General features: G+C 50.9%; 15 protein-coding genes. 5 read left to right on the top strand and 10 right to left on the bottom strand.

Features of this window, described 5'->3' with window-relative positions; genetic code table 11:
- Window positions 1–220 precede the first annotated feature (220 nt).
- The 5 genes from xylA to ACTJJJ_RS13795 all read left to right on the top strand — a co-directional run bounded on the left by xylA (window position 221) and on the right by ACTJJJ_RS13795 (window position 8896).
- Window positions 221–1549 (top strand): xylose isomerase, encoded by a 1329-nt coding sequence (gene xylA, locus ACTJJJ_RS13815; protein WP_426293010.1) that lies wholly within the window; start codon window positions 221–223, stop codon window positions 1547–1549.
- 121 nt (window positions 1550–1670) lie between these two features.
- The gene (locus tag ACTJJJ_RS13810) at window positions 1671–3347 is read left to right on the top strand and encodes a tetratricopeptide repeat protein (RefSeq protein ID WP_440702100.1); all 1677 of its coding nucleotides are present in this window, start codon (window positions 1671–1673) and stop codon (window positions 3345–3347) included.
- 240 nt (window positions 3348–3587) lie between these two features.
- Window positions 3588–6341 (top strand): TonB-dependent receptor domain-containing protein, encoded by a 2754-nt coding sequence (locus ACTJJJ_RS13805; RefSeq protein ID WP_440702099.1) that lies wholly within the window; start codon window positions 3588–3590, stop codon window positions 6339–6341.
- Between the two features lie 39 nt (window positions 6342–6380).
- Entirely contained in the window at window positions 6381–7643 is a 1263-nt protein-coding gene (locus ACTJJJ_RS13800) for a right-handed parallel beta-helix repeat-containing protein (RefSeq protein WP_440702098.1), read from the top strand.
- Window positions 7644–7804: 161 nt separating this feature from the next.
- A complete protein-coding gene (locus ACTJJJ_RS13795; RefSeq protein ID WP_440702097.1) occupies window positions 7805–8896 on the top strand; it encodes a phytase in 1092 nt (363 codons plus the stop codon).
- Window positions 8897–9000: 104 nt separating this feature from the next.
- On the opposite strand, the gene ACTJJJ_RS13790 is transcribed toward ACTJJJ_RS13795, so the two are convergent.
- From ACTJJJ_RS13790 to ACTJJJ_RS13745, 10 genes are all read right to left on the bottom strand, one after another.
- Window positions 9001–10500: a RagB/SusD family nutrient uptake outer membrane protein gene (locus tag ACTJJJ_RS13790; protein WP_188934261.1), complete on the bottom strand. Its 1500-nt coding sequence runs from the start codon at window positions 10498–10500 to the stop codon at window positions 9001–9003.
- Between the two features lie 27 nt (window positions 10501–10527).
- A complete protein-coding gene (locus tag ACTJJJ_RS13785) occupies window positions 10528–13995 on the bottom strand; it encodes a SusC/RagA family TonB-linked outer membrane protein (protein ID WP_440702096.1) in 3468 nt (1155 codons plus the stop codon).
- Window positions 13996–14015: 20 nt separating this feature from the next.
- Entirely contained in the window at window positions 14016–15029 is a 1014-nt protein-coding gene (locus tag ACTJJJ_RS13780; RefSeq protein ID WP_188934265.1) for a FecR family protein, read from the bottom strand.
- Window positions 15030–15126: 97 nt separating this feature from the next.
- Window positions 15127–15792, bottom strand: a complete 666-nt coding sequence (locus tag ACTJJJ_RS13775) for an RNA polymerase sigma-70 factor (protein WP_188934267.1) — start codon at window positions 15790–15792, stop codon at window positions 15127–15129.
- 176 nt (window positions 15793–15968) lie between these two features.
- The gene (locus tag ACTJJJ_RS13770; protein WP_188934269.1) at window positions 15969–17681 is read right to left on the bottom strand and encodes a GMC oxidoreductase; all 1713 of its coding nucleotides are present in this window, start codon (window positions 17679–17681) and stop codon (window positions 15969–15971) included.
- An 89-nt stretch (window positions 17682–17770) separates the two neighbouring features.
- Entirely contained in the window at window positions 17771–18292 is a 522-nt protein-coding gene (locus ACTJJJ_RS13765; RefSeq protein WP_440702095.1) for a gluconate 2-dehydrogenase subunit 3 family protein, read from the bottom strand.
- Between the two features lie 105 nt (window positions 18293–18397).
- On the bottom strand, window positions 18398–19639 hold the full coding sequence (locus ACTJJJ_RS13760) for an MFS transporter (protein WP_426293001.1): 1242 nt from the start codon (window positions 19637–19639) through the stop codon (window positions 18398–18400).
- A gap of 143 nt (window positions 19640–19782) precedes the next feature.
- On the bottom strand, window positions 19783–20256 hold the full coding sequence (locus ACTJJJ_RS13755; RefSeq protein WP_188934273.1) for a lipocalin family protein: 474 nt from the start codon (window positions 20254–20256) through the stop codon (window positions 19783–19785).
- A 122-nt stretch (window positions 20257–20378) separates the two neighbouring features.
- On the bottom strand, window positions 20379–22022 hold the full coding sequence (locus tag ACTJJJ_RS13750) for an FAD-dependent oxidoreductase (RefSeq protein WP_440702094.1): 1644 nt from the start codon (window positions 22020–22022) through the stop codon (window positions 20379–20381).
- A gap of 62 nt (window positions 22023–22084) precedes the next feature.
- Window positions 22085–24118, bottom strand: coding sequence for an FAD-dependent oxidoreductase (locus ACTJJJ_RS13745; RefSeq protein WP_440702093.1), 2034 nt, complete (start codon window positions 24116–24118; stop codon window positions 22085–22087).
- Window positions 24119–24134: the final 16 nt, after the last annotated feature.

The following is a 24134-nucleotide window of genomic DNA, read 5'->3' as shown; positions in this document are numbered from 1 at the left end:
TTTCATTTTAAGAGGAGCAGAAATTAAATCTGCTCCTCTTTTTTGTGGGTGCTGCAAATTTTTCAGAAAAAAGTGATAGTATTGCAGTATGAAATGTCAATTCTACACTTATTAAATTATTAAGGTAGAAAGGAGGATGGAGGAATGGGAGGATGCTGTTCTCCCCGGATTGCATCAGCCGGTTTGTTAAAGCATTAGAAAAACGATTAACTACATTAAAATGAGCATTCTACTCGGAGAACAGGAGTATTTTAAGGGTATCGGAAAGATCTCTTTCGAAGGCCCGGAAAGCGACAACCCACTGGCTTACCGCTGGTATGACGAAAACCGCGTTATCGCCGGCAAAACAATGAAGGAGCACCTGCGCTTTGCGGTGGCTTACTGGCATACATTCTGCGGTGCTGGTCTGGACCCATTTGGCGGACCAACGCTTTTCTACCCATGGGACAAAAAACCTGACGCGGTAGACCGTGCAAAAGACAAGGCTGATGCGGCATTCGAATTCATTACCAAGCTGGGCCTGCCTTACTACTGCTTCCACGATGTAGACGTGGTGGATTACGCCGACGATGTGCGTACCAACGAAAAGCGCCTGCAAGCTTTGACAGCCTATTTGGGTGAAAAGCAAAAAGCTTCCGGTGTGAAACTCCTTTGGGGAACTGCTAACCTTTTCAGTCACCACCGCTATATGAACGGCGCTTCCACCAACCCTGACTTCGACGTGGTTGCTCACGCTGGTGCTCAGGTAAAAATGGCTTTGGACGCTACCATCGCATTGGGCGGCGAAAACTACGTGTTCTGGGGAGGTCGCGAAGGCTATATGAGCCTTTTGAATACCGATATGAAACGCGAGCAGGAGCACTTCGCACAGATGCTGAAAATATCCGTAGCCTATGCCCGTGCAAATGGTTTCAAAGGTAAATTCTTCATCGAACCGAAACCTTGCGAGCCTACCAAGCACCAATATGACTACGACGCAGCAACCGTGATCGGTTTCCTTCGTCAGCACGATTTGTTGGCCGATTTCAGCCTGAACCTTGAAGTAAACCACGCTACATTGGCGGGTCACACGTTCGAGCACGAATTGCAGGTAGCCGCCGACGCAGGTATCCTGGGGTCGATCGACGCCAACCGTGGCGATTACCAGAACGGCTGGGACACCGACCAGTTCCCGAACGACATCGCCGAATGGACCCGCGCATTGATCGTGATCCTGAATGCAGGCGGATTGCAGGGTGGTGGTATCAACTTCGACGCGAAACGTCGTCGCAACTCAACCGATGTAGATGATGTATTCCACGCACACATCGGCGGTATCGACACGGTTGCCCGTGCATTGGTGATAGCCGACAAGATCATTCAAAACGGGGACTACGACAAGATCCGCAAGAACCGCTACGCAAGCTTCGATAGCGGCAAAGGTGCAGATTTCGAAAAAGGTGCCCTGAAACTGGAAGACCTTTTCGATCTGGCTGCTACCAAAGGCGAGCCTGCGACGACTTCCGGCAAACAGGAATACCTGGAAAACCTGATCAACCGGTTCATCTGAGACTAACACTCATGTTACCTCAATATTAATTTTCAAAAGCCATTGATGTATTTCAATGGCTTTTGGCATTCATGCAGGTACACCGCCGTAAATTGCATGAAATTAACCAGCGCTTTCTGCCATGCAAACCGGCCGCGCCAAGAAGCATTCGCCCCCTCCTATCCTGCCCCGTATTATCCTGCTTTTGTTCTGGATAACCGCGATATCCTGCACGTTTGTTAAAAACGCATTTGCTCAAACCGGTTTCAGGGCGCCCGACTATAACGTTTATGCAGGTCCTCGAAATCCGGATTCGTTACTGATTGGTTTGAAGGCAAGCTACCATGCCGCCGTGAGAAAAAATAACGAGATGGAAGCCGCGGGTTACTTGCAGCAAATCGGCAGGCTGCTTTTCATCTCGGGGCATTACCCGCAGTCGCTCGACTATCTGCTTCAAGCCGAGAAGTTATTCCGCACCCGCGACCAGCAAAAGATGCTGGCCGGGAACCTGAATATGCTGGGAGAGCTCTATTACCGGACCCGCAGGCCCCAACTGGCCCGGAAGCAGTATGATGAGGCATTGATCATCTATCAAAAACTCAAACAAGAATCAGGTAAGGCGGAAATTTACGGGCGGATTGGCCATCTTTACGAAAAGCGGGAAATGTATGACAGCGCGTTCTATTTCCAGCACAAGGCCCTGCAATCCTACCAGCTCGACCGCCAAACCGACGGCGCCGCGAAGATTTACGAGAACATTGGCAGCATTTACGAAGACCTCGAAAAATACGACTCCGCCTATTTTTATTTCAACAAAGCCTACACGCTCAACACGCAGACGCGTAACACCCGTGCGCAGGTGGAGGTGGTCAACAACCTGGGCGATGTACTTCGTAAAACCGGCCGGTTCCGAGAAGGATTGGCTTATAGTGTGCAAAGTTTGAAACTCGCCCAAACCAGCGGCGAGCGTTACCTGATTTCGAGCGCGTATAATGATATTGCCAAAGCCTATAACCTCCTCGCCCGCAACGACAGCGCATTTCACTACCTCACGCTGAGCCGCAGCCTGCTCAATGATATTTACTCCGAAGAAAGCAACAAGCAGCTCGCTTTGCTGCAAACGCTGTATGAAATTGAGAAGAAGGACAATGAAATTGAACAACTGACCCAGGCCCGGCGCATCGACACGCTGATTTCCATTGCTACGGGCATTGTAGTCATATTGGTTATCGCAGTAGCTGTATTGATTATCAGCCGGCAACGCCTTAAAATCCGGAACGAACAAAAGCTCCGCGCCCAGCACAAGCAGGTGTACGAGGCGCAAAACCAGTTGATGGAAGTTGAATTAAAGAACAAGAAACTGGAAGAAGAGCACCTTAAACAACAGCTCGAAACCAAAACACAGGAGTTGAGCAGCTATACCCTGCACGTGATCCGCAAAAACCAGCTCCTGGAAGACCTCCGAACAAAGCTAGACGAGATGATCAAAGACGACAAGCGCGACCAGCGGAAGCAGATCAAAGCGCTGTCAGAACAGATCGGCGAGGGCTTGCAGGACGACCAGCATTGGGAAGAATTCCGGGGCATATTCGAGCAGGTGCACCAGTCGTTTTTTGACCGGCTCCAACAGCAAACCGGCCCACTTACCGCCAACGACCTGCGACTGATTGCATTGATCAAAATGAACCTTACTTCTACCGACATCGCCACGCTCCTAGGCATTTCGCAGGACAGCCTGCGCGTGATCCGCCACCGCCTGCGCAAGAAACTGAACCTCGCCGCAGGGGACAATCTTTCGGCCTATATTCAGTCAATATAGCCGGTTAACGATTTCTTAACAGTGCGGTAATGCAATCATAATGCCATTAATATTGGACTCAAATACCTGATTATTAATACATTATGATAAATTTCTCGCACTTGTTGCCTTGATGTAACGCCCCGAAACGCACTGTTGCCCTTTTGTTAACGGGGCTGATTTGGATCGCTGATATTGTTCTGCACACCTTCGCATCGTCAACCGGAACGACCGCCGGCACTTACTCAGACTTTTGATGCGATGATCCGTTACTACTTCCATATCCTTCCAATCCTTTTTACCATCACCAGCTATGCCGGGACGCTTAAAGGCAAGCTGCTTGAAGCATCCACCGGCGAGCCCGCATTGGGTGTGGTGATCTCCGTTGAAGGCACCAACCTGCATGATATTTCAGGGCTTGATGGTTCGTTCTCCATTTCCAATCTCCAAAAAGGTTCTTACCGGCTCAGCATCCGGCATATTTCCTATGCACCGATGCAAAAGGAATTTGCGATCGACGGCAATGAAACAGTGCGGCTGGATTTAACACTCGAAGCTGCGGAGAGCCTTAAACTCGACGAAGTGGCCATCACCGGCAAGCGCGATGGCGCGAGCGACAACACCGCCCGCCTCATGGAGCGCAATGCGATCCAGGTCATGAATATCGTTTCCGGCAAAACCATCCAGATTTCCCCTGACCTCACCGTTGCAAACGTGATTCAGCGTATTTCCGGCATTTCCATCGAACGCAACAGCAATGGTGACGGCCAATACGCGATCTTGCGCGGTATGGACAAACGCTACAATTATACCCTTGTGAATGGGGTAAAGATCCCAAGCCCGGATAACAAATACCGCTATGTGCCGCTGGATATTTTTCCCTCAGACCTTCTCGACCGGCTTGAAGTTTACAAGGCCCTGACACCTGCCATGGAAGGCGACGCGATCGGCGGAGCCGTGAATATGGTGATGAAAGACGCGCCGGACCAGTTTACTTTCTCGGCAAACGTCTCGACCGGCTATAACGAGCTGTTTATGGACCGGAAATTCATGGGTTACGAATTTCGGAGCATCCAGTCGAAATCCCCTTACGAGCGGAATGGCAACCAGTACAATGCAACCCCAGCCGATTTTTCGACGGCGGCTGTTAATTACAAGCTCAAAACACCCGCTCCCAACCTGCTGGGAAGCATTGCGGTCGGGAACCGCTTTTTAAAAGACAAGCTGGGTGTCCTGCTCGCCGGAAGCTACCAAAACACCCACCGCGGCAGCAACAGTCTCTTTTTCGATTCGGAGACCGTCGATACCCTGCGCGGCGAAGCACTCACCAAAATGAGCGAGCGGAAATATTCGGAGCAGCAGATCCGGTATGGTTTGCATTCTAAAATAGATTACCGGGTGAATGAGAGGCATAAAATCCAGTTCTACAATGCGTTCATGAACCTCACGAATGTACAGGTACGGGATGTAAAATCCACCCAACTGACCATCGGTGGCTACGATCCGGTGGCGGGCAATGCGACACTCAGCTATTCAACCCGCTCCCGGCTGACCAGACAGCAGATATTCAACAGCACATTACAAGGCAAGCACCAGCTGGCCGATGCGCTCGCATTGCAATGGTCGGCGGTGTATTCCAAAGCCATCAATGAGGTTCCCGACAATGTTACCGTGCCGCTAACCGGCATAATGCAGCATTTTCAGGAGAGAAAAACAACCGTAGGCGATGCATCGCGCCGGTGGGAGCACAACTCCGACCGTGACCTGTCGGGCTACCTGAATTTAACCTACAACACAACCATAGGCGCAACACAAGTAGAATGGACTGCCGGCGGCTTGTTCCGCGACAAATCCCGCTCCAACTTTTACAACAACTACCAACTCCGTCCTGCCGACCCGTTTGCGGAATACGGAAAGGATTTCACCGATTATACACAGATCCGCTGGACGATCCAGAACCCGCGCGGATCGGTAGGGAGTGCATTGACCTACGATGCGAGCGAACAGATCAAATCGGGTTTTCTACAATTTAAAGCTGAAACAAAAAACCTGGAAATGCTCGGTGGCGTGCGTGCGGAGAACACCAACCAGGGTTATTCGATGCTCTTCCCGATCGGTGAAGACCGGCCGAATGGCAACCAGAAATACACGGATATTCTTCCAAGCCTGCATTTGAAATACAAACCCGAGGAACATATTAACCTGCGGGCCTCGTACTTCCGTTCGATCAACCGCCCGGGTTTCTTCGAAATCGTACCCTACCGCATTGTAAACGAAGAGTACCAGGAACGTGGCAATCCCGGCCTGAAACGCGCAGTTGCCGACAATATCGATCTGCGCTACGAGCTCTTTCCACGCGTTTCGGAGCAGTTTATGGTGGGTGTTTTTTACAAAATGATCAAAGACCCGATTGAATATACCCTCCAACGCGACGCTGTGCGCGGACAGGACATTTATTACTCGCCGGGCAATTTCGGGAATGCCAGGAACTACGGGCTGGAAATCGATTATATCAAATATGTGAAGCAGTTCGGGATCAAGGTCAACTATACCTACACGCATTCGCGCATTACCACGCCCAAATCCAAGCGCATACGCAACGAGAGCGGCGACCTGGAAACGATCAACGTTGAGCAAACGCGGCCGCTTTACGGACAATCGGCGCATGTGGCCAACCTTTCGATACTCTATAAAAGCCAGAAAAACGGCATCGACGCGCAGCTGGCGGGCGGCTACACAGGCGACCGGATCAATACCGTTTCGCAGTTTATCGACAATGACCTTTGGCAGAAAGGCTTCGTTCAAATGGATGCTTCCATTGAAAAGACATTCCGTAATGGCCTCGGTGTGTTCCTGAAAGCCAATAATCTCCTCGACACGCCGATGGAAGTTTTCATGAAGAATACCAGCGCTTCCAATGCCAATATCCCGAATCAAGACCTGCCCGGTAAGACGCTCATCCGCCGCGACCGTTACCAGCGCTCCTACCTGCTCGGCGCACGATACAAGTTTTAATCAGTCATCAAAATTTTAAATCTCATGAACCAATCCAAAATGAAACAGCTATTCATGCTTTCTGCGCTTGCCGCATTCCTGATCACCGGTTGCAGCGACGACAAATCGGAGCTCACTCCTATCGACAACAAGCCGACCGAAGAATCGGTATCCGGAGAAGTTTCCGGCACCTGGACCAAAGGCAATACCTACAAAGTGACCGGCCACATTCAAATCCCGGAAGGCAAATCGCTCACCATTGAAGAAGGCGTGACGGTACTTTTCAGCGACTCGGTGATCAAGCCGGAAGTGGTGGTAAAAGGCAACCTGTACAGCCTCGGAACTGCCGCAGCGCCCGTGAAATTCACCGTGCCCGATGCATGGAAAACCACTGGAAACCTCTTCGGCAACCTTTGGGGCGGACTAATCGCCGCTCCCACTTCGGCCGAATTCGTCATGAGCAACACTATCCTCGAATACGGTGGTGCGGTAACGACCGACGAATCTCCATCCGTTAAAGCAAAATTGTACAAAGCACTTCCCGGTGAGCACGTGCCGGTTATTTATTATTCCAATATCAGTGGCAAGCTGGTGGTTGTGAACAGCACTATCCGCAATTTTAATGAAGACGGTTTTTATATCGAGGGTGGAAAGGTGATCATCGCCAACAATACCTTCAATACGACTGGCGTATCGGGCGGCGACGCGATCAATATTAAATCGGGTGTGCAGGCCGATGTCGCTTTCAATGTGGTGTACAGCCCCAATACCAACGCATTGAAACTCTCGAACTCGGGTGATCGCACGCCGCAGGCCTATGTCGTGGGTTATAATAACACAATCATTAATGCAGGTTGGAGAAGACCTACTACCAAAGGCGGTTCAATATGGCTGGAAAAAGGTGTTCGCGCTGATCTTTATAACAACCTGCTTGCCAACGACCGCTTTGGAATCAAGAAAGAGAATGTAGATAAGTCGGTGGACAACCGTTCGGTGATTAACAACACGTTGTATTATGGTGCAACCGAAGAAGGCGTAAAGCAATTCCAGCCGTCGGTAGAAATTCTGAAAGGCTCGAATGACCTCATTTCGGTGAAAGTAGGCGATAATGATCCTAAATTCGTGAACTACCCATTGACCACCGACAACAAAAACGCCACTTTCAACAGCGCGTGGGACTTCCACTTGCAAGCCGGTTCACCTGCTCTCGGCAAAGGAAAAACCAGTTTCACCCGCCTCTACGCAGAAGGCCTCGTCATCAACGGTGTAACCTACAAATCCCCCGCTCCTGCCGACTACATCGGGGCTTTGGGAACCAAGTAATTTCATTCAGATAAGTGTACCAGGCATAACGGCATTGCCGGCCTGAGCGCGCGTGACAGTATTGTCAGCCTGAGCGAACCGGGCCGCCGGGCGGTCGAAGGCATCACGCACGATGTTTCGACTTCGCTCAACATGACATCGCGTAAATCAATTCTAAACCAGTGAAAACATTCTTTCTCCCGGCCATCGGCCTGGCCGTATCACTTGTGGCCTGCCAATCCAACAACAGCACGCCGATCCAATCCGCCAAGGCCGACACTATCAGCTCGATCATCCAGCCGGTTTTCATCACCGACACGGTTGCGCATGATACCGACGACCCCGCGATCTGGATCAACCCTGCCGACGCGGCCCAAAGCCTGATTATAGGCACAGATAAAGACCAGGACGGCGGCTTGTACGTCTTCGACCTGCAAGGCAAGATACAACGTGACAAAAGCGTAACCGGCCTCAAACGCCCGGATAATGTGGATATTGAATACGGCCTGAGCCTTAGCGGAAAGCCTACGGATATTGCCGTTACCACCGAGCGCTTCACCCACAAGCTCCGCATTTACAGCGTGCCTGATATGAAACCCATCGACAACGGCGGCATAGAGGTTTTTGTAGGAGAAACAGGCGAAAATGTGCGTGATTTGATGGGTATCGCTCTTTACAAAAACAAATCAGGCAAAATTTACGCTATTGTGGGCCGCAAATCGGGACCCACCGATGGGACTTACCTTTGGCAATACCGGCTGGAAGACGACGGAAAGGGCCAGGTCAAAGCATCGCTCGTCCGTAAATTCGGGAAATACAGTGGTTTGAAAGAGATCGAAGCCATCGCCGTCGACGACCAGCTGGGCTATGTGTATTATTCCGATGAAGGCAGTGGCGTCCGCAAATACTATGCCGATCCTGAAAAAGGTAATGAAGAACTGGCGCTGTTCGCCACGACGGGTTTTACAGAAGACCATGAAGGCATTTCCATTTACCATCTTACCGACAGCACCGGCTACATCCTCGTTTCGGACCAGGGCGCCAACAGTTTCCAGATCTTTCCGAGGGAAGGGACATCCGGCAAACCCAACGAACATCCATTGTTAAGAAAAGTAACCGTCAAAGCCAGTCACAGCGACGGCTCCGACGTCGCTTCCCTTCCCCTCAATGCTCAATTCCGCAACGGCCTGTTCGTAGCCATGAGCGACGATAAGACCTTCCACCTCTACCGCTGGGAAGATATTGCGGGAAAGGATTTGAAATCAATTAAATAACCCAAAATACCTATCATGCAAATAGGCCGCCGGAAATCTCCGGCGGCCTATCTTGTTTACTATCTACTATTAAACTAACTGAGTTTAATGGTTAACCTGTTCTGCTAATATCCTTTGTTCTGATCCAGATTTGTATTATTCCGTATTTCGGCCGTTGGAATAGGGAACAGCAATTCGCGCTCCGTCAACGTAGGTCCGTAAGAGAACTTGTGCCCCACGTAGTTATCAAACTTCTTGGTGGTAACATTGTACGCCTTACGTAGACGCGCCATATCGAACCAGGTGATGTTCTCGAAGCACAGCTCATGCCAGCGTTCTGCCCACACCGCCTCGCGGAATGTGTCTTTGGTAAGACCGGCGAGCGCAGGCAGCTCCGCACGGGTACGGATCGCGTTCACCGCCTCATAAGCTTTGGCAGAGGGGCCTCCAACCTCATTGGACGCTTCCGCGTACATCAGAAGTACATCGGCATAACGGATCACCGGCCAGTTGAGATCGCTGTTCGCGCTGCTGGTTTGGGCTACGTTATCAAAGTGTTTGTAAATAAAATAACCTCCAAGATCCACCACCTTGTTACGATCGCTTTCATTGGTGAATTTGGTGAAAAAGAATTGCTTCTCCTTTGCCCGCAAATCGCCCGCTTCGAAAGACTTCACAAAATCGCCCGTCGCGTAAATACCGCCTGTTTCATCGGAATAGGCAGAGATATTTTTGTTATAAGGGATAATGGAAACCTGCCAGTTGGAAGGGATCAGCTGGGTTTTGTACTGGATCATGAAGATATTCTCTTCAATGTTCTTCTTGGCCGGGTTATGCAGGTCGTCGTAGGTGGTAAACAATTTGAATGCCTTCGAATCGATCACTTCCTCTGCTTTCTTAGCGGCCAGATCATAATACGCAGCGCCTTTTTGCAACGGATACCCTGCCATGGTGAGATACACCTTCGCCAACAGCGATTTTACAGCCCCGAGCGTCACCTTACCACTGTTTTCGGTCATCGGAAGCCCGGATGCCTCCGCTGCTTTCAAATCCTCCACGATCTGGTTGTAAACCGCCTCCGGCGTGGCCGCTGCGGGACGCAATTGATCGGATTGCAGGTTAACCGGCGCCGTCACAAGCGGGATGTTTCCGAACATCTGCACGAGCTGAAAGTAATAGAATGCACGGAGGAAATAAGCCTCACCAAGCACCTTCTTCATTTCGGCAGCATCCATGGTAATGCCGGGGATCTTCGCAAGCGACAGGTTAGCACCGGCAATACCTTTGTAATATTGGGTCCAGTACGTTTGCCCGTAGCCATTATCGGAAGTATTCCGGAGATCTTTGATAAAATAGCTGTTCACTGCCTGGCCAAGGTCGGTACCGGCCAAACCAGTCCCGAATTCGGGCATCATCCACGCACCGCCGCCGAAACCGCTGTTCATAGGCTCGCGCAAAGGCGTATAGATTGCATTTACGGAGCTGCGTGCGTGCGCAGGCTGGGTGAAATAGTTCTCTTCGGTAAAGTTACTGGGATCCGACTCTTCCAGGAAGTCGGAACATCCCGTCGCCCCAAATAAGCTCAGCATAGCGAGCAAGCCGATTTTCTTTGATATGATTGTCATTGTTACTTTCGGTAAGAGTCAATATTGTTATAAACCGATGTTCAGGCCGAGCATGAATACTCTTGGCTTCGGATAGTCATACAAACCAAATCCCTGGTCGAAAGGCGATCCGGAGTTCGAAACCTCAGGGTCGTAACCTTTGTATTTGGTTGTTACAAAGAAGTTCTGAACGGATGCATAAGCCCTCAAACGTTCCAGTTTCATTTTCGATGCGATGTGCGACGGGAACACATAAGCCAGCAACAGGTTCCGGCCACGGATAAACGATGCGTCAGTTACCTTGTGGCTGTCGTTGTTGGTCGTGTAGTAAGCATTGATCGGGCGGATCTGCGCGATTGTTGTGTTCTGGTTGGTTTCTGTCCAGGCATTCAACACGGTTTTATAGCTGTTCGCGATACCCTGGCGATCCTCAGCCGAGTGGATACTTCTGTCGAGCACGTCGTTGCCGTACATGTATTGCAAATCAACCGTCAATGACCATTGTTTGATGTTGAATGTGTTGAGGAATGTACCGAAGCCATCAGGAATACCTTTACCAATGATTGTACGGTCGTTATCGTTGATCGTGCCGTCGTTGTTCAGGTCTTTGTACTTCACGTCACCAGGCAGCATATTGTATTTTTTCGCCTGCTCAGCCTCAGCTGTTGACCAGATACCTTCGTGTACCCGTCCGAACATTGAACCCACCGGCTCGCCTACACGGATTACCGTAGCCCCCGAGAAGATATCGCTACCACCCGACAGCGCCAGTACCTTGTTTTTGTTTACCGAAATATTGAATGTAGTGCTCCAAGAGAAATCACCCGCTTTGATATTGGTAGAGTTGACCGCAAACTCGAAGCCTTTGTTTTCCATGCTGCCAATATTGGTAAAGATACTTGCATAGCCGCTGCTCAAAGGAAGCGGTGCATCCAGCAACATCTCGTTCACTTTCCTGCGATACAGGTCCAATTCGAAGCTGACACGGTTCTGGAACAAGCCCAGCTCTATACCCAAATCCACCTGTTGTGTTTTCTCCCATTGCAGGTTGGAGTTCGACATCCGGCCTACACCGATACCGATGTTACGGGTTCCTCCGAAGATCACATCAGAGCTTGCCAAACCTGCAAGCGCGCGGTAGGCGGGAATTTCCGAGTTACCGGTAGCACCGTAGCTCGCACGGATTTTCAGGTTGGAAATCGAATTTGAATTTTTCAGGAATTCTTCTTCGTTCACACGCCATGCCAACGCCGCGGAAGGAAAGAACGCGTACCGGTTGGCATCCCCGAATTTCGACGAGCCATCAAGACGGCCTGTGAATGTAACCAGGTACTTGTTCATCAGGCTGTAATTGATCCTCGCGAAGTAGGAGTTCAGACCGTAAGCCGTTGCGGCCGAGCTGGGCGCGAGCGCCGTTGCTCCTGCGCCGAGGTTGTTATATTGGAAATAAGTGTCCGTAAAAACCTGGCTGCGGGCTACGTTATCGAAACGATCCACGTGCTGCCACGACAAACCGAGCATCGCGTTAATCGAATGGATCTTGCCAAAGTCTTTGAAGTAGGTGAGGTAATTCTCAAACTGCCATGAATTGTACCGGCTACTGCTCACCGACGCGTCGCCATTACTGGAAATGTATTGAAGTCCGGCTGCTGCGAAGTAATCATTACGCTGGTTGATCACGTTCGCGCCTACGGTAGAACGTAATTCCAGCCCGTCGGCAAGGCGGATGTTGGCATACATATTACCCAACATGGTTTGTGTTTTCAGGAAATAGAGGCGTTCGGCCACCACGCGGAGCGGACTGTCGCCACCTTCCATTCCTGGGTAATCGCGGTTACTGGCCCATTTGCCGTCGGGATATTTTACCGGGATGATCGGCAATGCTTCCAGCACCTGGCGCATAGCTGTAATACCCCCGCCGCCAAGTTGATCAATTTGCTTCTCGTTCTGGTCGGTGTAGCCCAGCGTACCGCCTACTTTCAGCCAGCTTTTGATTTGTGAATCAAATACAAAACGGCCCGCGAAACGTTTCTGCCACGAATCCTTGATAATACCGTCCTCATTACGATAGTTGAGGAATGCTCCGAAGCTGCCCTTTTCGTTACCCCCTGTGAAACCAAGCTGATGGTTTTGGGTAAATGCCTTTTGGAAAGTCTCTTTCTGCCAATCGGTGTCGTACAATGGGTTGCCGTTCGAGTCAAAAAGCAACGGGTTAGTCCGTTTCAGCTTGGGATCGGTGTATTTGGTTCCGGTTGCCCAACCTACGGGGTCATATTTGGCCGCATTGGCGTAAATGGTTTCCTCCACCTGCAAAAATTCTTTCGAATTCAAAACAGGCAGTTTTTTGGGGGCTATACCAATACTGAAATCCGTGTCATAGGTAACTTTTCCGCCCCCGGCTGTGCCGCGTTTGGTCGTAACAAGGATAACCCCGTTGGCACCACGCGCGCCGTAGATCGCCGTGGAAGACGCATCTTTCAGGACTTCGATGGATGCAATGTCGTTCGGGTTCAGATAATCGATCGGCGTACTACCGTTTGCCAGTTCTACGGCATTCAGGATTACCCCATCGATCACGTAAAGGGGATTGTTGGAAACACTGATAGAGCTGGCTCCTCGAATGCGGATATTGGCACGACCACCCGGACGGCCTGAGTTCGACGATACGTTCACCCCGGTAATGCGCCCGGAAAGTCCCTGGTTCAGCGAAGAAGCCGGGCGTTCCTGCAATACATCGGCCTTGATCGTACCGACTGCGCCTGTAAGGTCAGATTTCTTAACCGTACCATAGCCCACTACCACCACCTCTTCCAGTGCATTTTCATCCGGCCCCAGATTTACCGTCAGCGCCGATTGGTTTCCCACCGCCACCTCCTGCGATTTGTAGCCTACAAAACTAAAAACCAGTACGGGCTGACCGCCATCCGGAATTTCCAGACTGAAATCACCGGCCGCGCCGGTGGAAGTACCGCGTTGGGTACCTTTCAGGACCACGCTCACGCCCGGGAGCGAAGCTCCTTTTTCGTCCGAGACAGTCCCTTTGATCGTCCTGTCAACGGCCGCCTGGGTTACCAGTGCCGGTGCGGTCAGGTTTTCCTGGATCATCTGCCCCTCCGGCAGCGCCATCGCCTCGTCCTTGCTTTCCCTCACCGGCGTCGCTTCCTTTGATTTGCTTTCCGTAATGACGAATGTGTTTTTTCTTGTCTTTTTATATTTCAGACCGTTCTGCCGCAACAGCACATCGAGGTTTTTCTCGATCGGCTGGTTAAAATCCAGGTTGCTGGAAGCGACATTCACAGAGCCTACCAGGCGGTCTTCGAAAATGATTTCTACCCCATAGTGTCTCTGAAGATCCAGCAAAACATTCTTGAGCTTCATTTCCTGACCTAGCGAAGTATGCTGCTTGGCCGGCATCGACGCAAATGCAATGACCTGTGAATGCACGATCCGCGAGGATTGCGTCATCAACACAATCCCGATCGCCACCCATTGCTTGGCTGATAGCGTTAGATTCATAATCAAATGGTTTGGAATAATTAATTGTTCGTTAAAAGGATGCTAGCGCCGTTTTGCTCGACCCTGAGGTCAAGCACTTCCGAAATCGTCTTCAAAAGTTCTTCCGCGTTTTTGGTCTTAAAATTGCCCGTAATTGATCGCTGGGCGATACTGGAATCAGAGAGGTTTACCTTCTGGCCGAAATTCTCCTCGATCATCGCGATTATTTCTTTGACAGGTGTCGCGTTGAACACATAACGTTGCTCAGTCCATGGAGCGAAAGTTTTGATATCCTGCTTTCTTTCCAGCTGTACCGCGCCCTCGTGATCGAGAAAGGCAAGGTCGCCCGGCTCCATCATGACCTCGCGACGCTGGTTGTTCTGCGAATAATCGATCCGCACGCTGCCGGATTTCAGTGCTACTTTGGTGCCCCTCGGCCGCGCAAAGACGGAGAATGTAGTACCCAGCACTTCCACCTGGAATTTTTTCGATGTTTTGACCACAAATCGTTTGTGATCAATGGTATGGCTTACCGAAAACTCCGCCTCACCTTCCAGTGCCACTTCGCGCACATCGCCCCAGAAACCGAGCCTGGGTACTTTCAGCTTGGAATTGGAATTCAATGCTACGCGGCTTCCGTCTTCGAGGTACACGTCAGTAGTTTGGCCGTAGGCTGTCTGGTACGACTTGTATTGTATCGGCTCACGAAACCACCATCCGCAGCTCACCAGCAATGTTACCGATGCTGCCACCATCCAAAACCGGTTGCTCCGTTGCCAAAGCCAGGAAGGAGCACGCTCTTCCTCCCCTTCCTCCTTCCTCCAATCTCCCTCATATTCCATCGCCGAGTTCAGCCGGAGAAGCAGATTTTCAAGCGCAGCGTCCTGATCGGGAATAAATTGAGGTGATTTGGTTTCATATTCCAGCAGCCACCGATGGAACGTTTCGGCATTCTCCTTCTGCACGATCCATTCCTCCACCAGCTGCCTTTCGAGCGGATTCGAGCGCCCGCTCAGGTACTCGAAAAGCGTATATTTCGATATAGTTTTTTCCATTTTCGTTCGGTTTACACGTTGACAACACCCGTTGCAGCGGGTCTTCCGGCGGGGTTTTCAGGCCAGGCTTTCCAGGCCGGGCTTCCCAGACGGGGTATTAGAGGATATTCAAAATGGCAAGGCAGAGCGAGATCATCCATTCGCCATGCAAAGCGGAACGGAGATGCTTCAAGGCCTTGGAGATATGTACTTCAACGGTTTTGGGCGATATATGAAGCTCGTCGGCTATTTCATGGTATTTTTTGTTCTCGAAACGGCTTAGTAGAAACACCTTCTGGCACTGCATAGGGAGCCGCGCGATCACCTCGTTTACTTTCAGGAAAAGGTTATTGTAATGAATTTCCGCGTCAGGCTGCTGATGGTATGTAGAAATCGAATGCTCCTCGTTCATTTCAAGACTGTCCATCTTACCGAACTCTCTGCGCATATACGTATAGCATTCGTTTCGCACTGAGCGGAATAGATAACTCGTGTAGGATGTCGTGATGTTCTCGTAAGCTTTCGTGCGGTAAAATTGGAAGAACACTTCGCTCACCAGGTCTTCGGCGATCTGTTTGGAATAGACAAAACGCACTGCGTGGCTGCAAAGCGGGTTATAATACCGCTTGAACAGCAGTTCCAGTCCCTTCCCCGGATTCTGCTCGAAAGCCGATTTGAGGAATGTTGCAGAATCTATTTCACTCACGGGGGCCTTGCCTTCGTGTGCAGGGGACACAAACGGCCCAGGGCGCTTCGTTTCCGGGTTAAGCAAAGGATCGTGCATTGAGTATCTGTTCGTATGTAATAATTAAAAGACTTTTTTGTATTTAAAATCCCTTACCCTTGATTTAAAAAAACTAAAACTTTTTTTAATTATATCCTAAACCAAATATCCAGGGACGAAAAAAAGCCGCTACCCCGTGGGATAGCGGCCATTAGCTTCAAAAAGGCAATAAATGGTTACAAATTCTTCGCTTTGCTTTGCTTCACAGCGTAATCCACCGCACGGGCAGAAAGGGCCATGTAGGTAAGCGACGGATTCTGGGTAGACGTCGAGGTCATACAGGCGCCGTCGGTCACGAATACGTTCTTGCAATGGTGCAACTGGTTCCATTTGTTGAGCAGCGACGTCTTAGGGTCCTTGCCCATGCGCGCACCGCCCATTTCGTGGATGTCATTGCCCGGATTGCGGTGGTTATCGTGCGTTCTCACATTGGCAAAGCCCGCTTTGGTAAACATCTCGCTCACCTGCTCCATATAATCCTTGATCATCTTCTCGTCGTTATCGTCGTAATCGACGGAGATTCTCATTTTAGGCATTCCAAACGGATCCTTTTCGGTTTTATCGAGCGCCACGTAATTGCTTTCTTTCGGGATCGTCTCGCCCATCATGTGCGAACCTACGCTCCAATTACCGTATTTGGTTTCGTGCAAACCGGCTTTGAGCGATTCGCCGAGGCCGTTGCGGTCATTGTAAGTATTGCGGTTCGCACCGAAACCGGCAGCATAACCACGCAAAAAGTCGGTTTCCTGCTTGTACACATTGCGGAAACGAGGAATGTAACCGCTATTGGGACGTTTTCCATCGGTCGTCGAATCGAGGAAGCCCTCGTATTCGCCCGAAACCGTTGCGCGGTAGTTGTGGAATGCCACGTACTTGCCCAGCAGGCCGCTATCATTGCCCAATCCGTTCGGGAAGCGGCTGGATACCGAGTTCAGCAATACCAGGTTCGAGTTCAGTGCAGCTGCATTCAGGAAGATAATGTCGGCGTAAAATTCGATCATCTGCTTCGTATTCGCGTCGATCACGCGCACGCCAGAGGCTTTTTGCTTCTTGTCGTCGTAGATGATCGAATGCACTACCGAATGCGGACGGAGCGTCATATTGCCTGTTTTCATCGCCCAGGGAATGGTGGATGCATTGCTGCTGAAATACCCTCCGAACGGACACCCGCGCTCGCACATCACACGGTGCTGGCATTTGGCACGGCCCTGATCGAGGTGGATCTGCTGCGGCTCGGTAATATGGGCTGCGCGACCGATGATAATGTGGCGGTCTTTATATTGTTTCGAAACCTGCTCTTTGAAATACTTCTCCACACAGTTCAAATCGTGCGGGGGCAGGAACTCACCATCGGGCAATGCGTCGATACCGTCCTTGTTGCCAGTGATACCCGCAAACTTCTCCACGTGACTATACCAGGGCGCCAGGTCGTCGTACCCGATCGGCCATTCCACGGCGAATTGATCACGTGCCGGGCCTTCAAAATCGTATTTGCTCCAACGCTGCGTCTGCCGCGCCCATAGCAGCGACTTTCCGCCCACCTGGTAACCTCTCAGCCAGTCGAAAGGCTTCTCCTGAATGTAGGGATGCTCGTTATCCTTCGCAAAAAAGTGCATCGACGATTCCTTGAAGTTGTAGCAACGTGCCGCAATAGGATTAGCGTCGGCGATTTCCTTGGTAAGCCGCTCACGGTGCTCAAACTCCCACGGCATCATGTTCGTCGTAGGGTAGTCCTTGATATGCTGTACATCGCGCCCGCGTTCCAGCACGAGGGTTTTCAGGCCTTTTTCGGTCAGCTCCTTCGCCGACCAGCCGCCGCTAATCCCCGAGCCGATCACAATGGCATCGTAGGTACGGGCTTTTTTACTATCAATATTAAAATTTGCCATAGTCTATTTTGTGGGAGGAAAGGGAGGAAACGGAGGAAGGGGAAGAAAGGGGGAAAACTTCCCTCTCCTCCCTTTCTTCCTTCCTCCATCTAACCTTTTTTAACAGGTACACACCCATGGTAACGGGCGGGGATCATTTCGTAGTGGGTAATGTTGGTCATCACGTATTCGGACGTCATGTAGCCCTGGATTGTAAGGTTTTTGACCATGCTGAAAAAGCCCTTATGTACCGCGTCGCTGCCTTTCTCGATTTCCGACAGGATTTGCAGACGCTGCTCCTTGCTCGCATCCGTAAACGACTTGCCGAAACGCTGAATGCTCTGCTCGTCGATATTTGAAACGCCGCTTGCGAGGCTTGCCTGCGCTTTGGCGTCGTAGCAATCCTTCACCATTTTCTGAACAAAATCACCTACCCCCAATTCCCCCGCGCCCGGAGTGTCGGTTTTGGGGATAATGGTTTCGACGATCATCGTAAGATTTTTGGATTGGTCCGCCGAGAGCAACCTTCCTTTCGCCACTGCACTCTTGTTCCAACCGGATGCCCAGGAAGGCAAACCCGCCATGGCGCCCATGGCTACGGCCATGCTTTTTAGCGCTACGCGTCTCTCCATCTTCATTTATGTTTAAAACGTTGTTACTGTAATTTTGTCAAGGATTGTCATTTATTGAAATTTATGAGAAAGTTCTCCTCTCTCTGACTATTCTTGACCAACCCGTCACTCTTCCAGAAAGTCGAGATCGCGGCCGTGCGTTTCGGGGATCGTCAGGATGCAGAAAATACCGATCGCAAAACAGATCACCCCTACCAGTGCACCAGCCTGAATAACGGTGAAAGAACCTTTAAAAATAGCAAATAATGTAGTCATTCCCACTACCGTTCCCCTTACCATGTTGGGAACGGTGGTGGCAGCCGTGGCGCGCAGGTTGGTACCGAATTGTTCCGCGCCGATGGTCACGAACATGGCCCAGTAACCGATCCCGAAGCCCAGCAACGTGGCAACGGTGTAGAAAAGCGAGACCGATTTGATGCCCGCAAAGAGGTATACCAGGCTGCATATCAATGTAAATAGCATGAGGTAGAAGACCGCCTTCTTGCGCGATTCGAGCCAGTGACTGATGAAACCGCTGCAAAGGTCGCCTACCGAAAGGCCAACGTAGCACCACATAATGGAAAGCCCTGGTTTGATGGGCTCGTCGATTCCCAATGCTTTTCCGAATTCATTGCTGAATGTGGCGAGAATACCGATCACAAACCACGTCGGGAGCCCGATACCAATGCATTTGAGATACCTGCTAAGCCTGTCTTTGTTATTGAACAACGCAAAAAAGTTGCCTTTCTCGACATGCTTTTGGTCTTTGATATCCTTGAAAATACCCGACTCAAAAACACCGATCCGAAGCAAAAGCAACGAAATCCCCAGCCCGCCGCCGATGAAATAGGCATAGCGCCAATCGAAAAACTCTACCGTAAAATAGGCCACAACAGCACCCAGTAAACCAATACCCGCGACCAGCGAAGTACCAATGGCGCGCAGATGTTTGGGAAGTATCTCCGACACCAGCGTAATACCCGCGCCCAGCTCACCGGCCAGACCGATACCCGCAACGAAGCGAAGCAGTTTATAAACCGTAACGTCCTGCACAAAACCGCAGGCGATATTGGCAAGCGAATACGTGATAATAGAGCCAAAAAGTACGGAAAGACGCCCCTTTTTGTCCCCCAGCACACCCCAGAGTATCCCGCCGATGAGCAGCCCGGTCATTTGCCAGTTCAGAATGCTGGCGCCGGTAACGGAAATATCTGCCTCGGAAAGGCCCAATGCTGCCAGACTCGGCAGGCGGACGATCCCGAAAAGGAGCAAATCATAAATATCTACAAAGTAACCAAGGGCAGCGACAATTACGGGAGCACTGAAAAGGTAGGAAGCGTCTGAGCGCGTTGCTGTGACGGTTGACATTTGTTTTTGTATGGGTTTCATCGGAATAACTTGCAATATTATGCAAATAGCCGGACATAAGCCCGGCTATTCGTTGGTAAATTAATAAAATTTAAAGAGAAAGTTTTGTTTGAATCATACTGACTTTCTCTTGCTTCCATTGTCTAACTCTTCTTGAATACGATGGTAATTTTGTATTTGACGCCGTCCTCTTCCTCCGTGCTCGACCATTTCATTTCGTTCGCGCCGGTTTCAAGGTCGAACTCAGTAACATCAGAGCCTTCGGTGAGCACTATTTTCTTGTCTTTAACTGCCCATTTCGATGCGTCGTCGACAACATCGGCCTGGTCCAGAATGTCGTCGCAGCCGATGGGCACTTTGGCGCCCACTGTGCCGTTGCTTTTGAAAGTAAGCTCGGTTTCCGACAAACATTTCTTCCCGGTAAGCGCCTCGAAGTATGCAAGCACGTCGGTAATGCCGTTTTGTGCCGGATCGACGTTCATCGCCTTAATTTTCCAGGTGCCTTCCACGGCATTGCCGGAGGGCGTTTCGGGAGTCGGGTCGTCGGAATCTTTGCTACACGCCAGCATCGCTGCCGCGAACACAAATAGCATCAGGTAATTTGCCAGATTTTTCATGGATGGAGTTTTCATGGTTGCCTATTTTTTTGATTAATAAGCACGAAATTAAACTGCCATTTTTCCAGCCGGGCATATTACCGAGTGACCGGTAGGTCGACTGAGTGACCGGTTGCCCCGTCTCAGAGTTCCAGCTTTTGCTTGTCTTTCAGCAACTGCTCTTTCAGTTTACCATAATCCACATCCTGCACCGCCACCTTGCCGTCGATCGCCTGTACCGCAGCGGTTGCCGCGCTCTGCCCGAGGATCATGAACACCGGCTCCATCCGGATAGAACCATAGGCAATATGCGACGCCGAAACGCACACGGGCACCAGCAAGTTTTCACATTCGGCCTTTTTGGGGATAATAGAGCCATATGAAATACCATAAGGTGTTTTTGGATGCACGCCAATGTCTCCCTCATTCTGCACGAAACCGTCTTCCTTCACGTAGCGCTGCGCATTGTGCGCGTCGAGCGAGTAGGAACCCATTCCAACCGATTGTTCAACAGCTTTTTTGCCTAATGTTTCATTTTCGGTCATCACGCTCTTGCCCAGCATACGGCGGGCTTCCCGGACGTATATTTGATGCGGCCAACCGCCATTATCTTTGAATTCGTCTTTGGGCAAACCCCATTCCCCTACCTTGGCGCGGACGTCAGCAGGTACTGCGGCGTCGTTAGCAAGGAAATACATCAGCCCTTTTTGGTACAACTCGTGTTCCTTAATGATCTGCTTACGGCGCTCATAAGTAGCATCGGGATAGTCGTAGTTCTGGCCGATGAAGTCGGTGCTGAACGGACCATGGTTGTTGGTGTCGGTTTTACGGTTGGGAATGGGGTCGTATTTGTCGAACGTTTCGGTCCAGCCAGCCTTGTACACGCGTGCGAGCAGCGCGTATTTACCCGGGTCGTAACCAGCCGGTTTCGCGAAAGGAATGCGGTTGTCGGGGTGCGACGACAGGCACATACGGAAGCAATAGGCCTGGATTTTGTGATCTCCCTCCCCATTTTTGCCGATTTTCTCCGCTGTCACATAAGGCAGCAAGCCGCTTTTGGGATCGCCTTCCACTTTATAAGGACTGATGTTCTTCGCGAAATAATGTCTGTGCTGGAATACACCCGCCTGAATGCCGTTCCATTCTTCATTATAAACACTATTGGCTTCGCGGCCTACGTGGTACTTCACGCCGGCAGCGGCCATCAAATCGCCTTCGTAAGTGGCGTCGATGAACATTTTGCCTTTGAAAGTCTTGCCGCTTAAAGTTTTAAAAGAGGTAATGAGGCCGTTGCTCTTCTGCACACCGCTTTTGCCGCGGTCGAGCCATTCGCCGCGGTAGATTTTGATATTGTTTTCTTTCACAAAATCCTCAAAAACCTGCTCGGCCACGTGCGGCTCGAAGATCCACATCGTGCGCTCGGCGCCGTCCATAGCCACGGTGCCCTGACCTTTGTTACCGTATTCTTCTTTTTTCTGCCAATGCCAGCCTTCGGGTTTATCGTAATGCAGGTAAACGCGGTGGTAAAACTCGCGCGCAAGGCCACCGATCACCGATTTGTTGCCGGTATCGGTAAAGCCCAGCCCACCGGAGGAAAGCCCTCCCAAATGCTTGTCGGGTGAGACAACGAGCACTGTTTTGCCGGATTTAACGACCTGCACCGCGGCCGTGACCGCCGCACAAGTGCCGCCGTATACAATCACGTCCGCTTCGTACGACTGCGCTAATGCAGCCCGCGTCGTGACCTGTGAAATGAGGAATGCAATCAGTAAGAGTAATTTTTTCATTAAATGTCTGATTTGGAATTTGAAATGGGTTGACGGCTGACCATGGCCGCCCGACTACCGAATTATTTTGATTCTGGCACAAATAGTACGGCGTCGGCGGCAACGGCTCCCGAGGCTCCTTCCGATGAGATATTCACGGAAGATGTATTGCCTTTGGGCAAGTTGAACTTGCCTACATGGTACCATTCGCCGGAAGTTTGGCCTTCTACCACAATGTCTTTTTCAAGCACTGAAATCGCTTTGACTTCGCTTCCGGCTTTCACAGAGAGCTTAATTTCCGAAGCTGGTTTGGCTACTTTCGGGAAGTAAGCGTATATCTGATAATTCCCCGCAGCAGCTATTTCAGGTGTAAATGTCACCGAGCCGCCTTTCTTATCGCTTTCAGAAGTAGCCAGAAACGATGGGCCATAACCTCCTTTTTTGACCGGCTCCCAGCTTCCTTTGACGGAAACGTGCTTGCTATCTTCATTATCTACGAGAATTTCAGGCGTTCTGCCGTTCACGAGCGGATCGGTTTTCAGTTTCGCCTGCAATTTGGCAACGTCGATCTGCTGCACGCTCTTCTTCGAATCGATCGCCATCACGGCCGCAATCGCCGACGACTGGGCGAGCACCATGAACACTGGCTCCATGCGGATTGAGCCATAGGCGATGTGCGTGGCAGAAAGGCAAACGGGTACCAGCAGGTTGGTACATTCCTTCTCCTTAGGCACCAGCGAACGGTACGCGATCGGGTAAGGTCCGGAGGCGCTTACCTCCACATTCCCCTCATTTTTGGCCATTCCATTCACAACAATGCGCTGAATATTGTGCGAATCCATTTGGTAAGCCGCCATACCCACACCATCCGTTACCACTTCCTTCAAGTCGCAGTGGGCCTGGGTCATCACGTAGCTTCCGACCATTCTCCTGGCCTCGCGTATATAAAGTTGTGGCGACCAGTTGCCGGTTTCCACGTACTCATCTTTGGGATACCCCCATTTCAGCATTGCCTCTCGAAGCTCCGCAGGTACGCGCGCGTCGTGCCCGAAGAAATAAAGCAACCCTTTGGTGTACGCTTCATGCGCTTTGACGATCTCCCCGCGCTTTTTGTAATCGGCATCGGGGTAATCATGGTTCATGCCGATCATGTCCGTAGAGAAGCCGTTGCGGTTGTTGATATCCGTTTTGCTGTTCGGCATCTTACTCCATATAAAGTAGTCGTTCAGCGTTTTGCGTTGTGGCTGTTTGGCAATAAGCCGGGCAAGCAGTTCATAGCGAACGGGATCATAGTCCGCCGGCTGGGTAATAGGCACCATATTGGCCGGGTCCGACGTGAGGCAAATGCGATAGTTATAGGCCTGCACCTTCTTGTCGCCCGTGCCGTTCGGTTCCAGTTTGGACGGTGAAACACCCCACAACAGGCCGCTTTCTGGTTTTCCCTCAGTTTTGTAGGGATCGATACCATCGGGAAGCTGGTGGCCGTGCATTAGCTGCACGCCATTGATCGTCTCGTTGTACGCGCTATTCGCTTCACGGCCCACCATATAGGAAACGCCCGCTTTCGCCATCAGGTCACCTTCGTAGGTGCAGTCGAGGAAAACCTTCGCTGAAACGGTCTGATTGGTTTTAGTATCAGGTTTAATACTGTTTTCCAAAACGATGGATTTGATCTCCGCTCCCGATTTACTGGCACTGATCACCCTGCTTTGGTAAACCACTTTGATACCCGCTTCATCCAGGTATTGCTGCAAATACTGCTTCGCCACACGCGGCTCGAATGTCCATTGCTCGAATTTGCCATAATGCTTGCCAATGCGACGGTAGAAGTCACGGGAAAGGCCGGTAATGGCATATTTGTTACCAATATCCGTGTAGCCGAGGCCGCCGGAGGTCATGCCGCCCAAATGCCCGCCCGGCTCGATGAGCATCACTGTTTTACCCATTTTCTTCGCCGTATATGCCGCGATTACGCCGGCAGAGGTGGCGCCATAAATGCATATATCCACCTGCGCGGCCGCCGCTTCTGTTCTCGGGGAACCGCTTTGGAAGCGGAACCCAGAAAATAGGAATGCAGCGAAACAGGCCAAATGCGTTATTGCTATCCTTTTTCTCATTGTTTTTAAATGATTA

It is taken from the genome of Dyadobacter sp. 22481 (assembly GCF_052044875.1).
Taxonomy (GTDB): Bacteria; Bacteroidota; Bacteroidia; order Cytophagales; family Spirosomataceae; genus Dyadobacter; species Dyadobacter endophyticus.
This window is presented reverse-complemented; position numbering and strand designations above follow the sequence as displayed.